The 19,994-nt window shown below is 63.9% G+C and carries 20 protein-coding genes; 14 read left to right on the top strand and 6 right to left on the bottom strand.

Translation table 11 applies throughout. The features are described from left to right. Nucleotides 1-16: 16 nt before the first annotated feature. Genes DL891_RS06065 through DL891_RS06055 form a run of 3 tightly spaced genes read right to left on the bottom strand, consistent with a single transcriptional unit; the run spans nt 17 to nt 3,277 of the window. Nucleotides 17-1,186 (bottom strand): MFS transporter, encoded by a 1,170-nt coding sequence (locus tag DL891_RS06065; protein WP_111719533.1) that lies wholly within the window; start codon nt 1,184-1,186, stop codon nt 17-19. Between the two features lie 2 nt (nt 1,187-1,188). Beyond that, on the bottom strand, nt 1,189-2,109 hold the full coding sequence (locus DL891_RS06060) for a hypothetical protein (protein WP_111719532.1): 921 nt from the start codon (nt 2,107-2,109) through the stop codon (nt 1,189-1,191). A 1-nt stretch (nt 2,110) separates the two neighbouring features. Next, a complete protein-coding gene (locus tag DL891_RS06055; RefSeq protein ID WP_111719531.1) occupies nt 2,111-3,277 on the bottom strand; it encodes an acyl-CoA dehydrogenase family protein in 1,167 nt (388 codons plus the stop codon). Between the two features lie 261 nt (nt 3,278-3,538). Here DL891_RS06055 and DL891_RS06050 point away from each other — a divergent pair, with 261 nt between their 5' ends. The 11 genes from DL891_RS06050 (at nt 3,539) to DL891_RS06005 (ending at nt 14,811) form a co-directional block, all read left to right on the top strand. After that, a complete protein-coding gene (locus DL891_RS06050; protein ID WP_157962412.1) occupies nt 3,539-5,158 on the top strand; it encodes an ABC transporter substrate-binding protein in 1,620 nt (539 codons plus the stop codon). 2 nt (nt 5,159-5,160) lie between these two features. Then, nucleotides 5,161-6,234, top strand: a complete 1,074-nt coding sequence (locus tag DL891_RS06045; protein WP_157962411.1) for an ABC transporter permease — start codon at nt 5,161-5,163, stop codon at nt 6,232-6,234. Then, nucleotides 6,227-7,075, top strand: coding sequence for an ABC transporter permease (locus DL891_RS06040; RefSeq protein ID WP_198668788.1), 849 nt, complete (start codon nt 6,227-6,229; stop codon nt 7,073-7,075). Before DL891_RS06045 ends, DL891_RS06040 begins: the two co-directional genes overlap by 8 nt. Then, on the top strand, nt 7,072-7,893 hold the full coding sequence (locus tag DL891_RS06035; RefSeq protein WP_111719528.1) for an ABC transporter ATP-binding protein: 822 nt from the start codon (nt 7,072-7,074) through the stop codon (nt 7,891-7,893). Before DL891_RS06040 ends, DL891_RS06035 begins: the two co-directional genes overlap by 4 nt. Next, nucleotides 7,880-8,722: an ATP-binding cassette domain-containing protein gene (locus tag DL891_RS06030; RefSeq protein WP_111719527.1), complete on the top strand. Its 843-nt coding sequence runs from the start codon at nt 7,880-7,882 to the stop codon at nt 8,720-8,722. Before DL891_RS06035 ends, DL891_RS06030 begins: the two co-directional genes overlap by 14 nt. A gap of 35 nt (nt 8,723-8,757) precedes the next feature. Then, nucleotides 8,758-9,591, top strand: a complete 834-nt coding sequence (locus DL891_RS17060; protein ID WP_157962410.1) for a hypothetical protein — start codon at nt 8,758-8,760, stop codon at nt 9,589-9,591. Beyond that, entirely contained in the window at nt 9,588-10,385 is a 798-nt protein-coding gene (locus DL891_RS06025) for an alpha/beta fold hydrolase (protein WP_157962409.1), read from the top strand. Before DL891_RS17060 ends, DL891_RS06025 begins: the two co-directional genes overlap by 4 nt. A gap of 93 nt (nt 10,386-10,478) precedes the next feature. Beyond that, a complete protein-coding gene (locus DL891_RS06020) occupies nt 10,479-10,904 on the top strand; it encodes a hypothetical protein (RefSeq protein ID WP_157962408.1) in 426 nt (141 codons plus the stop codon). Next, nucleotides 10,901-12,451: a class I adenylate-forming enzyme family protein gene (locus tag DL891_RS06015; protein WP_198668787.1), complete on the top strand. Its 1,551-nt coding sequence runs from the start codon at nt 10,901-10,903 to the stop codon at nt 12,449-12,451. Before DL891_RS06020 ends, DL891_RS06015 begins: the two co-directional genes overlap by 4 nt. A 145-nt stretch (nt 12,452-12,596) precedes the next feature. Continuing rightward, entirely contained in the window at nt 12,597-13,397 is an 801-nt protein-coding gene (locus tag DL891_RS06010) for a FadR/GntR family transcriptional regulator (RefSeq protein ID WP_157962407.1), read from the top strand. A 226-nt stretch (nt 13,398-13,623) separates the two neighbouring features. Next, nucleotides 13,624-14,811 (top strand): thiolase family protein, encoded by a 1,188-nt coding sequence (locus DL891_RS06005; protein WP_111719523.1) that lies wholly within the window; start codon nt 13,624-13,626, stop codon nt 14,809-14,811. A 38-nt stretch (nt 14,812-14,849) separates the two neighbouring features. Here DL891_RS06005 and DL891_RS06000 read toward each other — a convergent pair whose 3' ends face one another. Both DL891_RS06000 and DL891_RS05995 read right to left on the bottom strand, forming a co-directional pair. Further along, nucleotides 14,850-15,962, bottom strand: coding sequence for a PLP-dependent cysteine synthase family protein (locus tag DL891_RS06000; RefSeq protein ID WP_111719522.1), 1,113 nt, complete (start codon nt 15,960-15,962; stop codon nt 14,850-14,852). A gap of 152 nt (nt 15,963-16,114) precedes the next feature. Then, entirely contained in the window at nt 16,115-17,047 is a 933-nt protein-coding gene (locus tag DL891_RS05995; protein WP_111719521.1) for a LysR family transcriptional regulator, read from the bottom strand. A gap of 334 nt (nt 17,048-17,381) precedes the next feature. Between DL891_RS05995 and DL891_RS05990 the strand changes: the two genes are divergently transcribed. Genes DL891_RS05990 through DL891_RS05985 form a run of 3 tightly spaced genes read left to right on the top strand, consistent with a single transcriptional unit; the run spans nt 17,382 to nt 18,900 of the window. After that, nucleotides 17,382-18,554 carry a CaiB/BaiF CoA-transferase family protein gene (locus DL891_RS05990; protein ID WP_111719520.1) on the top strand — a complete coding sequence of 391 codons (1,173 nt, stop codon included), beginning with the start codon at nt 17,382-17,384 and terminating at the stop codon, nt 18,552-18,554. Between the two features lie 5 nt (nt 18,555-18,559). Continuing rightward, nucleotides 18,560-18,712 carry a hypothetical protein gene (locus DL891_RS17055; protein WP_157962406.1) on the top strand — a complete coding sequence of 51 codons (153 nt, stop codon included), beginning with the start codon at nt 18,560-18,562 and terminating at the stop codon, nt 18,710-18,712. Nucleotides 18,713-18,717: 5 nt separating this feature from the next. Next, nucleotides 18,718-18,900, top strand: coding sequence for a PLDc N-terminal domain-containing protein (locus DL891_RS05985; protein WP_111719519.1), 183 nt, complete (start codon nt 18,718-18,720; stop codon nt 18,898-18,900). Between the two features lie 207 nt (nt 18,901-19,107). On the opposite strand, the gene DL891_RS05980 is transcribed toward DL891_RS05985, so the two are convergent. Next, nucleotides 19,108-19,986 carry a bile acid:sodium symporter family protein gene (locus DL891_RS05980; protein ID WP_111719518.1) on the bottom strand — a complete coding sequence of 293 codons (879 nt, stop codon included), beginning with the start codon at nt 19,984-19,986 and terminating at the stop codon, nt 19,108-19,110. Between the last annotated feature and the right edge of the window lie 8 nt (nt 19,987-19,994).

The raw sequence follows: 19,994 nt of genomic DNA, 5'->3' as shown, positions 1-19,994 counted from the left end.
GCCGGTCTTTCAGCGCTCAGCCGCGCCGCTGGCGCGCTACCTGTAGGAGGACCCAACTGGCGAACACGGTCGATAGGACGGCGCCGAGCGCGAGAACCAGGCCAATCGAATACTCGGTGATGATCGGTCCTGCGCCCAGCGCGACCAGGCCGAGCATCGAGAACGCGACCACCAGATACGCCGAATAGATCTCGGCGCGGCGGAGCGGGGGCGAGATGGCAGCGATGAATCCGGCAGACCCGAGGAGACACAACCCACTCGCCGTACCGACAATCAGGGAACCGGTCACCAGCAGGGGGGCAGCTTCCAGGTGGCTTCCGATGGCCGTGAGCGTCCAGCCCAGGGCAGCACCCACGACGCCGACGCTCATGGTCCTGGTGTGGGCGAAGCGGCGTCCGATGAATTGAGCCAGGGCCAGGAGGACGAGAACTGACGAGATGAACCACCCGGTGGCAGCGTGCGAGTGCCAGCCCACGGTGGCGATGATCTCTGCGCCGAAGCTGCCGAACAGGCTCATGCCCAGGTTGGCCGTTGCGATCGCGGCTGCAGCCACGGAGAAGGGGAGGAGCAAAGGTCGCGGTACGCCGATCGGCTGAATGAGCCGCACACGCCCGATAGCGGGCGACGAGCGCGGTGAGAGAAGGAGGAGGGCCAGGGGAACGACGAGGGCCGCCCCGATCACCAGGTACGGGAAGAGCAGTGGTCGGTCGGTGAGTTCGGCCAACCCGCCTGACAGGAACGGGCCGACGGCAATACCGCTGGCAATGCAAACGGTGTTCAGGAACGCTCCGGCGCTGAGACCGCCGGGATGGGCCTCCATCAGCAACGCGGCGGCGGCACCGGTGGCCAGGCCGCTGCCAAAACCGTGTACAAGGCGCCCGAGAAGCAGCAATTCGAAAGAGGGCGCAAGACTCAGGGCCACCATCGCGATTCCCAGGAGTGCCATACCGATGAACAGGGTCGTGCGCCGGCCGATCCGGTCAGAGAGTCCCCCCAGCAGCAGGAGCACCGCGAGCACGCCGGCTGGGTATGATGCGAACGCGAGGGCGATCTGCATCTCGCTGAGCTGCCAGACGTCTTGGTAGAGCGGGTACAGGGGGGTGGGTGCGAAGCTGGCCACCATGGCCAGGAAGATCAGTGCGCAGGCCCCGACCAGGAGCGCCCGAGGGTCGCCAGTCCGCGCCACCCTCAAGCGCGTTCGAAGAACTCGAAGGTGGCCCCGTACACAGTGCGGAGCCCCAGGCGGCGGGTGGTGCCGGCGGAGTCCGTCGCCTGAAGGATGCCGGTGCTCGGACCGTGCCGACCGTCGGCCACGCGCGCGGCCAAGCCGTCGAGGTCGCTTATCGGGCAGCTGGCGATCACCCGCGGGATCGGATCGGCGGCGCGGTGGCCACCGGGAATCTGTTCGGCGAACTCGAGGCGCGCGTTGCGGGACTCTGGTCCGCGGAAGAGTGCGACCGCGAAACCTTCACCCTGCTCAAGCGCCAACATCTGCGCCACGGCCGGATCGTCGAAGCGACCCTCGAAGTACTTCTGCCCGCCCAGGACTTCCGCGGCAAACGCTTTCGCCTGCTCGAATCGGTCAGTGAGGTATACGACGGCAACGACCTCGCTGGTGTCCTCGGATTCGTCGTGACCGATTACGCACCGCGTGCCCCGGGGGCGGTACTGAACGCTCGCGTGCACAAGTCCGGAGATGGGCTGTTCAAGCATGCGTTCGCGCACCGGCAGGTCAGTCCCTGGCAGTGTGTAGTGGGTTGCCGGTGAGCGGAACTCCCAGCCGCCTGACTCGATGCGGTGCTCAGCGGCCGCCGCGTCGCGCTGGTAGAAGTCCAAGGCGTAGGGGCCGGTACGATCGGGCCGGCCGGCGGGGCATGCAGGGGGAAGCCCGGGCACCTCGACTAACCGGATCCACCCGCCATTACTCGCCGGCTTGCCGAGCAGAACGGTTCGGGTCGGCCTGAGCGGCAGGTTCCACAGGGTCTGCCAGTGGGCATCGGTGACGGGTTCATCACTGATTTGGGCAAAGCCGAAAAGGTCTGTGTACAGCGACTGCAGTGCGCCGATATCGGCGGCGGGCAGGACGATGGTGTCGATGCCGTCGAACACGTCAGTAGCTCCTCGGCAGGCCAAGCGATTCGCCCAGGATGTTGCGGATCATCTCGTTGGAGACGGGGCTGAACAACTGGAGTCGAGCGTCCCGGAAGTACATCTGCATGGGCGATTCCTCGGCCAGGCCCATGGCGCCCATCGCCCGCATCCCGCGGTCAACGATTTTCGCGGTGGTCTCTGCAGCAAACAGTTTGGCCATTGCTGACATGGCCAGTGATTGCTGCCCGGACTCAATCATCCGCACCGTCGTGTTGACCAGCGCGCGCGCAGCGGTGAGTTCGGAGATCGAGTCGGCAGCCGGGTGTTGGACTGCCTGCAGCGCACCTATGGGGGCGCCAAAGGCTTCGCGTTCCCGGGCGTAGGCAATATGCAGGTCCAGAGCGCCGCGCGCAATGCCCAGGCTGATGCCGGCCGCGAGAACCCGTTCGATGTCGAGGGTCTGGCTCAGAACGGCCATCGCCCGCCCGCGCGTGCCCACGAGGTTCCCCAAAGGCGCCACAGCGTTATCGAGGAAGACCTCGCAGGTGATGGCCGCACGCATTCCCGCCAGGTGCACGCGTCGAGTTATCACGCCGGGTTGTTCGGCGGGAACCGCGATGAGACTCAGGCCGCGGCTTTTCCGACCATCCTGCAGAGCGTCAGTGCGGGCGAGGACGAAGATCACGTCGGCCTCCTGCCCGAGCGAGATCCAGGTCTTCTGTCCGTTCAGGATCCATTGGCCGTCTTCCACGCGAGCGGTGGTTCGTAGGTTGAGCAGATCTGTCCCTACTCCGGGTTCACTCAGGCCGAACGCGCAGATCTTCTCGCCGGAGGCTATTGCGCCCAAGTCAGCTGCCGCTGCGCCTGCGCCTTCTTCGGTGAGCATGCGCATTGCCATCCCGCAGGTGACGAAGCCGACTGCAAGGCTGGGCAGCGTGCGAGCGATTTCCTCGGTCGCCGCGAGCGCGTCCCCAACCGTGCCGCCCGAGCCGCCGGCGTCGTCGTCTGCGCCCAAGCCGAGCACCCCCGCCTCACCCAGCGCTCGCCAGGCGGCACGATCGAATCGCCCCTCCTGGTCGGCTTTCAAGGCCTCGGTGGCAGGGAGGTGGTGGCCCAGTATCTGGGCGATCATGGCGCGCAGTTCTCGCCGTTCGGTCGGCTCCTCGAACGGCGCGGTGGTCAGCATCGGCTATCTCTCGTGGGGCGAAGGACGCCAGCTGGCAGAAAATGTGATTTCATAGTTCAGGTCCCGAGAATTGGCACGAAATTCTAGTCGTGGTGGGCGAGGCCATATTGGTGATTAGAACATGACCGTAGTGCATGCGATCCCTGGTGGGCATGATTCCGTATTCGAGTTGCGCATGCGCCGTACAACATTATATGGTTAATGTCAGACATATACCGGCCAGCATTAGTCCCTAGTGCCTACATCAATAATGGAGTTGACATGCCCTCTTTCCCGATTCGTCGGCTCGGCGTCCTTGCGGTCGCCGCCGCGCTCGTGACACTTGCAGGGTGTAGCGCACCGACTGAGAGCGATCCAGCAGCGGAAGGCACGAAGGACACGTCGTTGACGATGGCCTGGGCGACGGTCCCCTCCCAGCTGGACCCCATGGTGTATACCGGCAACACAGTGGTCTACGCCACCGATGCCACACTCTCGGGTCTCTTGGAATACGACTACAGCAAGGCCCAAGAGGGCCGGGTCATCGCGGTTGACGAGGTCGTGCCGGGGCTCGCGGAGTCCTTCGAGTCGAACGACGATCGCACCCAGTTCACCTTCAAGCTGCGAGAGGGAGTGAAGAGCCAATACGGCAACGAGATGACCGCTGATGATGTCGTCTGGACGTTTGAGCGTTTTCTCTCGAACCCGACCAGCATCCAGGCGAACTCACTGATGGCGCCCGCCAACGTTGACGCAAAGAACCCGATCGAAAAGATCGATGAATACACAGTGCGGTACAACCTCACCGCACCGTCATCGATCAGTCTCTCGATCCTTGCCTACCCGCTCATGGGAATCCTTGACTCCACCGAGCTCAAGACGCACGCCACGGAAGCAGATCCTTATGCCGGCGAGTGGCTTGCCAGCAATTCTGCGGGATTCGGTCCCTACATGCTTGACTCGTTCAGCCCGGGTGAGGAGATCAGGCTCACGCAGAACCCGAACTACTGGGACACGAAGCCGTTTTTCGAGAACGTCTTGATCAAGGGTGTTCCAGACGGCGCCTCGCGCGCACAGCTCCTGATGGCCGGCGAAGTTGACCTCATTTCCGAGCCGCCGATCGACCAGCTCAAGAAGATCGAGGAGAGCGAAACGGCGAAGGTCAACGTGCAGCCGGATGCGAACCGCCACAACTTTAACCTGAGCATGAAGGATCCTGACCTTCAGAAGCCTGATGTTCGCCGCGCCATCAGCATGGCCATCGATCGCGAAACGCTGGCGCAGTCGATCTATCAGGGTTACGCCAAGCCGGCCTGGACTGCAGTGCCCAGCAATATGTTGGCTGACCAAGAGCCGATGATCGAGTACAACCCCGAAGAAGCCAAAAAGCTGCTCGCAACCGCGGGCTACCCGCAGGGGCTGCAGTTCGAGATCGCGATCAGCTCGGAGCGCCCCGGCCCCTACGCCGAAAACATTGCGCGACTGATCCAGAGTGACCTCAAGGAGATCGGTGTTGAGGTGACCATCCGAAACATTCCGTCGCCAGCCGACTTCGAAGCAGATGTCACCAGCCAGTCCCTTCAGGCCTACCTGTATACGGACCGTCCGTCACAGCCTGACCCCGGTTTCTCGATGTATCTGTACAACGCTTCCACGTCCACTTTGAACAAGGCCGGCTTCGCCAACGCGGAATTCGACACTCTCGTGGCACAGACGCTCAAGCTTGACAAGGGTGAAGAGCGGGATGCGATTGTCGACGAGGCACTGCAGATGCTGCGTCACTACCAGCCGATCTTGTCGCTCATCGAGATGCCCGATATCACCGGTGAAGCCTCAGATCTTCAAGGTCGGATCGGAATTCCGTCCGGCGGTTTCCCTTACGCGAATCTGAGCCGAGGCTAGTGGTGGCATCAAGCCCAACGGCTGTCATCAGTATTGGCTCGAAAGCACCGATCAAGAAGGCGTCAGGGCCGCTTCGGCTGGTGCTGACTCGGCTGGGCTTCCTGGTCTCGGCACTGTTCATCGTGGTGACGCTGTCCTTCTTCCTGGTCAGCGTCACCCCGGGAGATCCTGCCCAGCTCATCGCCGGACCGATGGCGACCGCCGAGCAGATCACCCAGATTCGTGCCGACCTGGGACTCGACGAACCGATTCTTACGCGGTACGTCGACTACCTTGGTGGGTTGGTCCAGGGGGACCTTGGCAATTCGTATTTCAGCAAGCGCCCGATCGTCGACGAGCTTGTTGAAAAGCTGCCCGCGACCCTGGAATTGGTTCTCCTTTCGGTCTTGTTCGCGACGGTCGTGGGCGTTGCGGCCGGGGCGGTTGGCGCCTACTTCAAGGGGCGACTGCCCGACAAGGTGAGCCGTTTCGTCACCGGAGTCTTCCAAGCGATCCCGGACTTCTTCCTGGGGCTCATTCTGATCTATGTCGTTTTCTTCCTACTGGGTCTCGCGCCTGCCCCGTCGGGGCGGGTCGGGCTCGTCGAGACAGGGCCGGGACGGGTGACCGGCTCCTATCTGATTGACTCGTTGTTGGCGGGCGACTTCGCGCTCTTCGTGTCGGCGGCGCACCACCTGATGTTGCCTGTTCTCACACTTGGGCTGGTCTATGCGGCGTACTTCGCCAAGACGGCGCGTTCAACGATCGGCAAGGCACTCAACTCGCAACAGGCGCAGTTTGCTCGGGCGATGGGTCTACCGGAGCGCACCGTGGTCCGCTATGCCTTCGCCGAATCCCGAACAACGATCGTGACCTACGCCGGTGTCATCTTTGCGTCACTTTTGGGCGGAGAGGCGATCGTTGAACGAGTCTTCGCGTGGAACGGTATCGGCACGTGGTCGTTGCAAGGCATCACGAAGCTTGATCTTCCCGTTGTTCAGGGCATGGTGCTGGTCGCCGGCGCGATCACGCTGATCGTGTACACCCTGCTCGATATCATCGTCGGCCTGCTGGACCCGAGGATCTCGCATGCCTGAAGTCTTCAGCACGCCCAGGAGCCACGCTTTCGTGAAGGTGATGCGCCAGCACACGGGTGCCACCGTCGGAGTGAGTTTCATCGTGCTCCTCCTGTTGGCCAGCCTGTTTGCCCCATTGCCCTATGACCCGAAAGCAACGGAGGGGGGCGCCAGCCTGCAGGCCCCCAGCGGAGCCCACTGGTTCGGCACCGACGGTGCCGGGGCGGACGTGTTCAGCCGGGTCATCGACGCGGCCCGCATCGACCTCTCTCTCGCACTGGCCGGCACCGTGCTGTCCCTGGTCCTGGGCGTCGTCTTGGGTCTGGCCGCGAGCACCAAGGGTAAAGGCAGTGAGCGCCTCGTTCGCGGCCTGGATGCGTTCCAGGCGTTCCCACTGCTGATCCTCGCACTCGCGCTGGTAACCCTGTCGGGGAACAAGCTGTACATGGTCGTCGTCGCTATCGCGCTGATCAACATTCCCCGATACATGCGACTGCTGCGAAGCGAGGTGCTCTCCCTGCGAGAATCCCGCTTCGTCGAAGCGGCGATGGCAATGGGGGCGTCACCGAGGCGCATCACCTTCCGCCATCTTCTGCCGAACGTATGGGGCGTCGTATTGGTGCAGACCTCCCTCACGATTGCCAACGCGATCGTGGTGATCGCCGCCCTGTCGTTCTTGGGCGTTGGTGTCAGCGCACCGACCCCTTCGTGGGGCGGGATGATCCGCGCGGGGGCCGGAAACATGTCTTCGGGTGAGTGGTGGATCGCATCCTTCCCCGGACTGATCGTGCTCTTGTGCGTTCTGGCGTTCAACCAGCTCGCCGACGCCATCGGCGACACGACAGCTAGGAGCCACCGATGAGCGACGAACTCGTCCTCGACGTCCGGAACCTCGCGGTCACCATCGACACACCGGACGGGGTTGTCAACCCGGTCAGAGGTATCGACCTTCAGGTTCACCGCGGTGAGATCGTGGGCATCATGGGCGAGTCAGGCTGTGGCAAGTCCACGACGGTGAAAGGCATTTTGCGCCTCTTGGGGCCGAACAGCCATGTGACCGCCGACACGATCAATCTGGTCGGCAAGGCCGACCTGGCGCACGCGAGCAAGAAGGTCATGGAGTCGATCCGGGGGCGCCACATCGGATTCGTCGCCCAGAACCCGTTCGGCTCGCTCAACCCGATCTACTCGATCGAGCGTCAGTTCTACGAGGTGCAGAAGGCCCACAAGACCGGCGCGAAAAAGGCCGAGTCCCGTGAGATTGCGCTCTCCATGCTCAAGGGAGTCGGCATCGTCGCCCCTGAACGCGTGTTGAGCGGCTATGCGCATCAGCTCTCGGGTGGAATGGCCCAGCGCGTCGTGATAGCACTGGCCACGACGTTGGGGCCGGAGCTGCTGTTCGCCGACGAGCCCACCACAGGCCTCGACGCGACGGTGCAGGCACAGATCTTGGACCTCATCTCAGGCTTGGTCCGAACCGAAAACCGGTCGATGGTGCTCGTCACCCACGACCTCGGGGTGATCGCCCAGTATTGTCAACGTGCTGTGGTGATGTATCAGGGGGAGATCGTCGAGTCCGGTGACGTCATGCAGGTGATGGTCAACCCGCAACACGAATACACGAAGAAACTCATCGGCTCGGTGCCGAAGGCAGAAGGTAGACTCAATGTCGCTCGTTGAGGTCGATTCAGCGGTCAAGACCTTCGCTTCCCGTGTGCGGGGGCGGGACCCGGTTCGCGCACTGCGCGGAATTTCGCTCCATATCGAGGAGGGTGAGACCCTCGCAGTCATCGGAGAAAGTGGTTCCGGCAAGTCGACCCTCGGTCGTGCGGTCCTGCGGCTTCTGGATCTGGATGAGGGCTCCGTTCGCTTCGATGGAACCGACCTCGGCGGGCTCAGCCCCCACGCCATGCGCGCGATGCGCGCGGACATGCAGATTGTGTTCCAGGAGCCGTACGAATCGCTGAACCCGCGGCTGACCGTCGGCGGGATTGTGTCCGAGCCGCTCGAAATCCATCAGCCACGGTTGAAGACCAAAGAGATTCGCCGCCAGGTCCTCGCGACGCTCGACCGGGTCGGGCTGCCCGGCGACGCGGCACGACGTCTACCCGGAGAGCTATCGGGAGGGCAACAGCAACGAGTGGGGATCGCGCGTGCGATCATCAGCCGCCCTCGGTTCATGGTTCTTGATGAGCCGACGTCATCGCTTGACCTATCGATCCGTGCGCAGATTCTCGCACTTCTTGCTGAGCTGCAGGAGGACTACAAAATGGCCTACCTCTTCGTCTCGCACGACATGCACACCGTCGAGTCGGTGAGTGATCGTATCGCTGTCATGTATTTGGGCGAGATCGTCGAGACCGCTCCCACCAGCCAACTCTTCGCCTCTCCCGACCATCCCTACACGCAAACGCTCCTGTCGGCACGGCTCTCGGCTGATCCGCGCGAGCGACACGCGTATCAGTCGTATGCAGGCGACCTGTCGGTCACCTCGCCGGCTTCGGCCTGACCCGCACTTCCCGCCCCTCGACCAAAGGAATTTCCTTGCCCTTGCAAACGACCGTTGTTGACGGGCCAGCTGCCCCGTGGGTCAACGGTGCTGATGTCTACGAGTCCATGGAGCCGGCCTTCCGCGACAACCTCGGAGGGACCCCCGGCAAAGTCGAAGAACTTCTCACCCGGTACTGGATGCGAACCCTGTGGATCGATCCCACGACCAGTCGCCGCATCGACCATGTGCGCACGGAACCTGGCTATATCGACCTGTGCGAGGCATACCACGACAGCGTCGAAGAGGCGTACTTTCTGAGCGGTGCTGTCCATCTCACTGCCGAGGGCAGCTTCGTCGGTGGCGACTACTTCTGGCGGCCGCCGGGGTGGGTGCACATGGCGAAGAGCGAGCAGGGCTTCGAGAGCATCCTGATGATGGAAGGGGAATCGCCCGGCGACGGCAGCGGACGAGTCTCACGCGTTGTCCGCGCTGATCACGAGGCCGGGAGCAACCCGGTGTTCGAGGGCGCGTCAGGCATCGGCCCGCGCGGCTACGTCCGTCGCGCGGAGACACGTTTCATGGTGTGGCGCCCGCATGACGACACTGTGACCGGGCTCGGCTCGACGCGACTGTCGAGCAAACTGCTCAGCAGCAATGCGGTCACCGAAGCCGCTACGGTGCTGGTCGCGTTGCCGAAAGGAACATCTACTCAGCTCGAGACGGTTCCGCGCGAGCGGTTCGTGATCTCAACAAGCGGCACCGTTACAGTCGATGGGCAAAGCCTGGGAGCGTGTTCACTCGTACACATCCCAGCCGGCGCACCAGCGCCGACGCTCAGTTGCACGGAAGACGCCGAGATCCTCGTCAAGGCCGGTGGATTCCAGTGAGCACTGCTGTGCGCGGCGGGTATGTCGACTGCGAGTGGGGTCAGGTCCACTACCGCATCGCGGGAAACTCCGGTCCGTGGATCGGGCTGCTCCACGAGTCGCCGCTCTCATCGAAGGTGTATGAACACGTCGTTGCCATCCTCGGACGAGATGCGCGGGTCGTTGCGTTCGACACTCCGGGCTATGGCGCCTCTGACCCGCCACCGGCAGATGGCTATGAGATCCCTGACTACGCGGCTGTCTTGGCCAGCGCAGCCGATTCGATCGGCATGGACCGCCCGGTCCTGGCCGGCGTGCACACGGGGGCGTCGATTGCGATTGAGATGGCGCACCGCATGCCTGTTTCAGGCGTTTCCCTCAGTGGAGTGCCGTTGTTCAGCGACCAGGAGCGTGCCGATTTCTTGGCGAATTGGAACCCGGAAATACCCATGGATGGGAAGGGCGCTCAATTCGACTGGGCGGTGGAGCGGTATCGTCGAATCTGGCCGGGACTGAGCGACGAGATGCTGCACATCGCCTGTGTCGAACTGCTGCGTGTTGCTGACCGCTATGCGTGGGGCTATCAGGCGGCTTTCCGCCACAACCCGGCTGAGCCCCTCGCGGCGCTGGACGTACCTGTTCTGCTGCTCGATGCGGAGTACGACATGCTTGCTGCCTTTGACGACACGGCCATGAAGTTGGCCAAGCAGGCCCGGTTGTCCATTATGAACGACCTCGAGGGTCAGCCCCACCTTCGTGCTCCCGAGGAATTCGCTGGTCGTCTACTCTCGTTCGCCCGGGAGCTGTCCCGATGAGCGCCATGGACCGGAGGGCCGAGAATGTGCCCGACGCCCGGGAGGGCTACCGGGCATTCGTTGACGAGCGCGAGCCGAGCGGGGGAGACACTGATGTCAGCAGCGCGTATTAGAACCGGCTCGGTTGAGATCACGGCGGAGCTTATCGAGTCGATTGTGAAGATCGGTGGGTACACGCATCCGCTGTTCAACCCCACGTTGGCGCAACAGGCCGCAGGCGAGTCGGCACCCCTGCCTGGTCAAGGTATCCTGCTCCTCATGGGTGGGCTCCTGGAGCAGTCAGGCGCTCTTGACCACGCAATCGCCCTGGTCGAGCTCAGAGAAGTTCGGTTTCTCCAGATGGTGACGGAGGGGTCGACGCTGTCCGTGGAACTGGTGCCCACCGACGCGCATGAGACGAGTGGCGGAAAACTGATCCAGAACTACAGCTGGACCGTATTCGACGGGCAGAACACGCGTGTTGCCGAGGCTCACGCGGTGATGCTGATGAACCAGAAGGAAGAGGCTGACGCCCAGTGAGAGACATCCAGTTGAACATGGCCAGCGGGATTCGCGAATTCGGTCGAAACACCCCGGATCAGACCGCAGTCATCGATGGCGAGCGCACTTTTACTTTCGCCGAAGTTGATGAGCGCTCCAATCGCTTTGCCCAGGCACTTCTGTCGCGTGGTATCAAGCAGGGCGACAGGGTCGCGCTGCTGGCGGGCAACCGTGCAGAGTACTTCGAGATCTCGGCTGGCCTGGCGAAGGCTGGAATCGTGATGGTGCCGTTGAACTCGAGGAACAACGCGGCCGAGAACAAGTACATCGTGGAACATTCGGAGGCGAGGGTGCTGGTGCTCGAGGACGAGCTGCGCGACAATGCCGGGTCACTTTTTTCCGTCGTCGACCTGGTGGTGAGTTTCGGCGGTGAGTCCGGTGAAGACTACGAGGCGTTCATCGATTCCGGTGACGTTGCAGACCCCGTGGCCGAGGTAGACGAGAGGGACGCGTTCTGCATCACCTACACGTCGGGAACGACTGGTCAGCCCAAGGGCGTCGTGTTGACTCACCGTGGACGTGTGCTCACCCTCTACTGCGCTGCACTGGAGTACGGCTATGGACCGGGACGCCACACGATCGCAGTGTCTCCGCTCTACCACGGCGCGGGATTCGCGTTCAGCTACGGCAATCTGTTCATGGGCGGTTCAGTGTCGATTCTGCGGAAGTGGAACCCTGAGGTCTTCCTACGCATGATGGTTGACGACAAGTGCAACACGGTGTTCCTGGTTCCCACCCACGCCCAGCAGATCCGTCGAGTGTGTGAGGAACCAGCAAAGAACTATGACCTTTCCGCGCTTGACACGCTGTACTTCAACGCCGCCGCACTTCCTGTCGCACTCAAGATCTGGGTTTTGGGGGCATTCCCCGGCGTAGGGGTCCATGAGGTGTATGGGTCCACGGAGTGTTCTATCGTGACCAACCTCCGACCCGAGTTTGCCCTGGAGCGGGCCGGCAGTGTGGGGAAACCCTGGCTCATGAATGAGGTAAAGCTCGTCGACGACGACGGGAATCTGGTGCCCCCTGGGGTTCCCGGCGAACTCTACGCTCGCTCGCCGCTCTTGCTCGGCGGCTACCTGAAGAACGAGGAGGCCACTCGCGCGGGTTACGACGACGAGGGGTTCTTCACCGTCGGTGATATTGCTGTGCGTGATGAAGACGGCTTCATCTCCATTGTCGACCGGAAGAAAGACATGATCATCGCCGGAGGCGTCAATATCTTCCCGCGCGAGATCGAGGAGGTCATCGTTCAGTTCGACACCATCGACGACGTGGCGGTTATCGGGGTGCCCGATGAGGTGTACGGCGAACGCATTGTCGCCTTCATGGTCAGCCGCCCAGGAGCGACCTGCGACAAGGACGAACTGATCGCATTCGTGCACGATCGCGTCGCGAAGTACAAGGTGCCACGGGAGTGGTACCTCGTGGACAGCTTGCCGCGCAACTCTGGCGGAAAGATCCTCAAGCGCACGATCCGCGATGACTACACGTCCGCGAGCGCAACCGCCGCCTATTGGCCGGCATGACGCCCGGGCGAGGACGGCATCAGTTGATCGCGCACAGTGCGCCTGGGGCAGGCGGGCGCAGTAGTGCGCTAATCTGGCCCGCAGTGCGGCGTACGAACTGTGTACGGGTTGTACGTTCCCTCGGCGAAGAAAAGTGAGACAGCACGTGGATCCCAAGACCAATGGTGACGCAATCAGGGGTCATGTTCTGACAGCCCGTTCAAACGCTCTTCAAAACCTTTACGGTTCGCAGGTCAAGAAGGTTCAGCCCGCCTACCAGCAGGTGGCCGACCAGTTGCGTGACTTGATTCTTGCGGGGTCACTCGGGTCCGGCGACCGGCTCCCCCCTGAGTTCGAGCTGGCCGAGATCTTTGGCGTGAGTCGCAGTACTGTTCGTGAGGCGCTCCGCGTCCTCGCATCCCGTGACCTGATTCAGACGACCCGCGGAACCACCGGCGGCACTTTTGTCTCGCGGATTCAGTTCGACCAAGTCAGTGACTACCTCGAAACGAGCCTGGGGCTGATGTCAGGTGCCGATGATATCTCTCTGGTGAACCTGCTCGAGGCACGAGAACTTCTCGAGGTTCCCGCTGCTGGCCTGGCTGCCCTTCGGCACGAGCAGCATCACATTGATGAGATGCGGGTCATGGTTGCTCGCGAAAAGCAGACCAGGGGCCGCGGACCGAAATTCCGCGATCACCGCAACTTCCATGGAATCGTAGTTGAAGCCGCGGACAACAGGCTTCTCGGAGTCATGACTGAACCGGTCTTTCGAGTGCTCCAAGCTCGTATATCGCCCGGCGATATGGGTGAGGCGTTCTGGAAAAGTGTCAATGAGGACCACCATGAGATCCTCTCCCGAATTGAGGCGGGAGACAGCGCAGGGGCGTCGTCGGCGATGCAATCGCACCTGGCCAAGCTCAATTCTGCCTATGGTGACGGCGACGAGAGTGCTGTCGGGGACTGATTGTCTGAACCGATGAGCCTTGAGCCGATGAGCCGTGATGCTTCGGAAGGGACCTGACCGACCGGAGCGAGCCGGGAGCGGTGAGCATCTTCCTGACCCTGCTTGGCAGAACGATGCGGACAGAAATCCGGAGCGGCAACCACCCCGATGTGGGATGAAACCAAGCAGAGCAGTCTCAAGAAATTGCCAATGTGCGCAACGTTCGCACCGACGAAGGAGAAACGTTATGAACCCCGACGACAAGATCGTGATCGTGAACGGCGCCCGCACCCCGATCGGCAGTTTCGGCGGCGTCTTCCGTGATACCCCGGCGCACGTTCTGGGCGGGCAGGCGAGCGTTGAGGCACTGAAGCGTTCAGGGGTGGGCGCCGACGACATCGACGAGGTGATCATGGGCTGCATCGGCCAGGTCGGACCGGATGCCTATAACGCCAGGCGGGTCACCCTGGAGGCGGGCCTGCCCATCCGCACGCCCGCGTACACGGTCAATCGCCTGTGCGGCAGTGGCCTGCAGGCGATCTGGTCGGGAGCGATGCAGCTGACCTGGGGAGGCACCGACATCGTGCTCGCCGGCGGCGACGAGAACATGTCGCGGATGCCGTTCTACGACTTCAACGCCCGCTTCAACGATCGGCTCGGCGACCGGGCCCTCGTCGACGGAACAGTGGCGATGCTGACCGACCCGTTCAGCAACAAGCACATGGGCGTCACCGCCGAGAACGTTGCCGCGAAGTACGGGGTGTCCCGGGCTGACCAGGATGCGTTCGCGTTGGAGAGCCAGAGGCGGGCGTCGACGGATGCAGCGCGGGCTGCGTTCGCCGAGGAGATCGTCGAGGTGACCACTGCGGGCCGGCGCCCGATCCAGGTGAACGTGGATGAGCACCCGCGACCCGACACGACGCTGGAAACTTTGGCTGGCCTGCGTGCGGTCTTCGCCGCCGACGGCACGGTGACCGCCGGAAATGCCTCCGGAATCAATGACGGTGCCGGGGCCGTCGTGCTGATGCGCGAGAGCACCGCGCGAGAGCGGGGGCTGACCGGACTGGCCACCCTCGAATACGTGACCACGGCAGCCATGGAACCCGAGCTGATGGGATACGCTCCCACGCTGGCCCTCACGAAGCTGTTCGCCGAGACCGGCCTGACCCCCGCCGACATCGGCAGCGTCGAACTGAACGAGGCATTCGCCGCCCAGGCGGTGGCGGTGATCAGGGATGCCGGCCTCGACCCGGAGCGCACGAACCCGTACGGCGGTGCGATTGCACTCGGGCATCCGGTCGGGGCGACGGGCGCGATCCTGACGCTGCGGCTCGCCCTTGATCTGCAGCGCCGCGAACTTGAATACGGCATCGTCACGATGTGCATCGGTGGAGGCCAGGCTCTTGCCGCGCTGATCAAACGTGTCGACGCGTAGTGTGACTCGTTCCCTCCGGGGGCGAACAGGGGCAGCGGTCAGTTCGCGCTGAGCGCAGGGGAGCTCAAATCGAATGAACCCGGCTCGGCCGCCGGCCACTCGCCGGTCGCCAGGAAGTGCCGCATGACCTGGTCATGGGGTTCGAGGTCGAATCCGTGCTCCTGCACCCACTCCACTGACTGGTAGGTGTCGAGGTAGCGCTCGCCGCTGTCGCAGATGACCGTGACCACGCTGCCCTGCACGCCGTCGGCGAGCATCCGCGCAACCAACTGGAACGCGCCATACAGGTTGGTGCCGGTGGACGGCCCGACGCTGAAACCCGAGGCACCCAATAGGTTCATCGCGGCGAGGGAGGCCGCATCGGGAACCTGCACCATCTCGTCGATCACGGCCGGGACGAAGGACGGTTCCACTCGGGGCCGCCCGATGCCTTCGATGCGGGAGCCACAGGCTGTCACATCGCGCCGTCCCTCGAACCACGCGCAGTAGAACGCGGAGCCCTCTGGGTCGACCACGGCGACCCGGGTGCGCACCTGGCTGTACCGGCAGTATCGTCCGATCGTTGCGCTGGTGCCGCCGGTGCCGGCGCCGACCACGATCCATTCCGCCTCGGGATAGCGCTCGCCGCTCAACTGGTCGAAGATCGCGTGGGCGATGTTTCCGGATGCCCGCCAGTCGGTGGCAACAGACGCATTGCTGAACTGATCGAGGTAGAACCAGCCTGGTTGTGCCCCGAGCCGTTCGGCTTCGGCATACAGCGCGGCCGGCTCAACCAGCTCGCACCGGCCGCCGTTCTCCTCGATCAGCGCGATCTTCTGCGGGCTCGTCGCCGCCGGCACCACCGCCACAAACGGGAGGCCCAGCAGCCGGGCGAAGTAGGCCTCCGACACCGCGGTCGATCCGCTGGATGCCTCGACCAGCGTGGTGTTCTCGTCGACGTCGCCGTTGGCGAGCGCGTAGAGCAACAATGAGTGGGCGAGTCTGTGCTTCAGAGACCCGGTCGGATGGGCCGACTCATCCTTGAGATAAAGGTCGATGCCCCAGGCCTCGGGTAGCGGAAACCTCGTCAGTGGGGTCTCGGGGCTGCAGGCCATCTCGGCCTCGAGCCGGGAGATCGCAGCACAGACCCAGTTTCGGGTGGTCGCGGGCATCGGTGGTTTCCATTCCTTCGCCGGGCATGCGCAATCATCGGCCGCGCCGTCCCGGTGCTCCTCCCACGATGACAAAGGCCGGGCATCCAGACAATAGCCAATATGTTTGACACACCATCATGGTTGCTTATGGCCTGCGGGCGTGATCGGGCTCAGGCCACGTGTACCAGGTCGAGGTCGCGGGCGACCACGCCGAGGGCATCCACCGTCTGAGCGACACCCGGCACGCGCAGGAGAGAGGCCGACGACACCGCCCGGATGGTGCGCATCGGCGCGGTGCTGATGCGTTTGAGCACGAGCCCTGGGTCGGGCCTGACGGCCGCGAGCATGAGGTCGGGCACCAGCGCCACCCCGAGTCCGGCGGCGACCAGTCCCTGGAGTGCCACGTAGTCGTCGGTATCGAAGGCGATGTTGGGGTCGAAACCGGCATGCGAGCACAACTTCACCAGGTTGCCGCGGCAGGAGGGGCAGCCAGCGATCCAGTGATCATCGCGCAGCTCGTCCAGACGCACCGTGCGCCGGATGGCCGCGGGGTGGGATGCCGGCAGCGCGACATGCACGTTCTCTTCGAGCAGCCCGGTGGTCACCTCATCGGCCGGGGTGGGGGCCGGCTCCGTGGCATCCGGGCCGTTCGTGTAGCGGTAGACCAGCGCGATGTCACAGTCGCCGTTGCGCAGAATCTGCAACGCCTGATCTGGCAGCGCCTCCAGCAGGGTGAACAGGATGCCCGGGTGCTCCCGAGTCATTGCGGCGAACGCCGGCGGAATGAGGGTCGCGGCCGCGCTCGGGAACGCGGCCACCCGCACCCGACCGGAGCGCAGCCCGGCGACGGCCTCGACCTCGGCCTGCGCGAGCGACATCGTCGACAGCACGCTGGTCGCGTGCTTGAGCAGCACGTCGCCGGCCCCGGTGAGGTGCACGCCGCGCGTGGTTCGGGTGATCAGCGGGGTCTCCAGCAGGGCCTCCAGGCGTTGCAGCTGCTGGGTGACGGCGGGCTGCGAGTAGCCGAGTGCCCGGGCGGCGGCCGACAGGCTGCCGTGTTCGGCCAGGGCGCGCACGAGCCGGAGGTGCTTGATCTCGATCATGGTCGCCAGTCTAGTTAGCCATAAGATTCATCAATACTCGTTGATCGCCCGAGACGGTTTTTGTTATGACCGTTTGAAGTCACCACGGGCCGTCGCTTCCATGCCCGTGCTTCCCCGCCTCCAGGCAGCCACTTGCCTTCTCGTGCCGCGCCCTCCGTGCCGTCGCGAACGCGGGGCCGACCTCTCATCGTGCCGTGCAGTTCAGAAGTGCGGTTCAGTCGTGCGGTTCCGCCGTCAGGACTGCCCTCCCGTTGCTGTGCCACCGCGACCATCCACTCCAACTGGTAATCTCACCAGTGACGAACCCCTTGAACTTCAGTACGGAGACACCTAGTTGGGCAAACAGCCGCTGAGCCCTGACCCGGATGCGCCCCTTTTTGGAATCCGTGTCGCCGACTTCTCCCGTGTTCTGGCCGGGCCGTACGCGTCGATGATGCTCGCCGACCTGGGCGCCGACGTGATCAAGATCGAGTCGCCGGCAGGCGACGACACCCGCTCCTGGACTCCACCGGTCGATGCCTCCGGCCGGGGCACCTATTTCGCGAGCGTCAACCGCAACAAGCGGTCGATCATCTGCAACCTGCGCGAGCCGGCCGGTGCGGCCGAGGCCCGCCGGCTCGCCCTCAGCGCCGACGTGCTGATCGAGAACTTTCGTCCGGGAACGATGGAGCGGTTCGGGCTCGGCTACGACACCCTCGCCGCGGAGAACCCGGCGCTCGTCTACTGCTCGGTGACCGGGTTCGGTGCTGGTGATGGCGCGCACCTGCCCGGCTACGACCTGCTGGTGCAGGCGGTGGGCGGCCTGATGAGCGTCACTGGCGACCCCGACTCGGAACCGACCAAGGCGGGTGTTGCACTGATCGACGTGCTCACCGGACAGAACGCGGTAGTAGGTATTCAGGCCGCACTGCGCGTGCGCGACCACACTGGGGAGGGCCAACACGTCGAGGTGAATCTGCTGTCGTCGCTCTTGTCTGCGCTGGTCAACCAGGCGTCGGCCGCGTTGAACACGGGGGTGTCCCCGACGCGGATGGGCAACGCCCACCCGAGCATTGCCCCGTACGAGACGTTCACCGCCAAGGACGGCCCGTTCGTGATCGCAGTCGGTAACGACGGCCAGTTCGGCAGGCTTGCCGAGATAATTGGGGCTCCGCAGATGAGTGCTGATCAGCGGTTTGCGAACAACGCGAGCCGGGTGGCGAACCGCGTGCAACTGCGCACCATTCTGGATGCCCGCCTGGCCACCGACTCGGTCGCACGCTGGGTCGACGCGATGACCGCAGCGGGCATCCCCGCCGGCCCGGTCAATGACATCGGCCAGGCGATCGCATTCGCCACGGAACTCGGCCTCGGTGCCGTGACCGAGATCGCCGGCGCCGGCCGCACCAGTAAGCAGATCAGCAACCCGATCACCCTGTCGCGCACCCCCGCCCGATACCGGCTGGTGCCACCAGATGTCGGCGAGCATCAGGGCGCCGACTGGTTGACAGACAGGCCGAGTGAATGATCAGCATGGTTGCGAATTCGAGATCCGTCGCCGAGACCCTGCTCGGCCCGGCCGCCTGGGCCGGCCCGTTCACGACCGCTCCGGAAAGTGGGTTCGACGGCGCCTTCAAGGGTGTCTCCTTCTGCCGGATGCCGGCCGACGAAGCCGCGGTCAGGTAGCGCTCGTGCTGTTCATCGTGCTGCTTTTTGCCGCCATTCTGGTGATGATCTACGTGGCCATCTCGCAGATCGCGCGCGCCTCGCACCTCTCCGACTCTGCACGTGCCCTGTGGGTGCTGATCGTGCTCATCGCCCCGGTGATCGGTGCGATCGCCTGGTTCTCGATCGGCTCCCAGCCCCGCAGCTGACTGGCCCGCTCCCTGCCCTCCTTGCCCTCCTTGCCCTCCCTGCCCTCCCTGCCTTCCCTGCCCCCGCCAACCGACGTCGAGGGGTCAATATCGTCACCACAATGCCCGCGAATTTCGCTGGATGGCGCCGATCGTGACCCCTCACTCGGGAACGCGAGCGCGTGAGGAGAGAAGTGGGCGTGAGTGACTGTGAGGTTGAGGCGCGAGTCAGCGGGACGCGAGCGCGGGGGTGCGTGCGAGAACGCCGCGCAACAGAAACCCGAACCCGGCGGCGATGAAGAACATGAGCACGCCGTAGATCGCGGCGGCCAGAGACATCTCCACGCGGCCCAGCACGCTCTGGGCGATCACGATGGCGAGGGTGGCGTTGTGGATGCCGATCTCGAAGCTCGACGCGATCGCCTGCTCCCGGCCGACGGTGAACAGTCGCGGAACAACGTAGCCGATCGCGAGGCTCAGCACACAGAACACGATGGTGATCGCCGCCAGCGTGGCGAAGTTCTCGGCCAGCAGTGCCCAGTTCGAGGCCACGGCGCCCACGATGACAATGACCAGGATGATGATCGACGCGATGCGTACCGGCTTGTCCATGGCATCCGCGAAGCCGGTTCGCCAGTGCCTGATGAGCATTCCGAGCAGCACCGGCAGCAGCACGATCGCGAAAACTTCGAGCACCTTGTCGAGTTGCAGACCGAGGGTCTGGTCGCCCGGCATGAAGAAGGCGATCGACAGGTTGACGATGATCGGCAGGGTGAACACGGCGAGCACCGAGTTGATGGCGGTGAGGCTGATGTTCAGCGCCACGTCTCCCCGGAACAGGTGGCTGTACAGGTTGGCGGTGGTGCCGCCGGGGCTGGCTGCGAGCAGCATCATTCCGACGGCGAGCACCGGTGGCAGCTGGAACAGCATCACGAGACCCAGGCAGAGCCCCGGCAGGAGAACAAGTTGGCAGACCAGGGCGATGAACACCGCCTTCGGGTGTTTGCCCACCCTGGCGAAGTCGCCGCGTGTCAACGAGAGGCCGAGCCCGAACATGATGATGCCGAGTGCGACCGGTAGTCCGATGGTGGTCAACGCTGATCCCATGGCCGCAA

The sequence above is a fragment of the Homoserinimonas sp. OAct 916 genome (assembly GCF_003260275.1).
In the GTDB taxonomy this organism is placed as follows: domain Bacteria; phylum Actinomycetota; class Actinomycetes; order Actinomycetales; family Microbacteriaceae; genus OACT-916.
The sequence above is the reverse complement of the archived record's forward strand: the minus strand, read 5'-3'. Positions and strand labels throughout refer to the sequence as shown.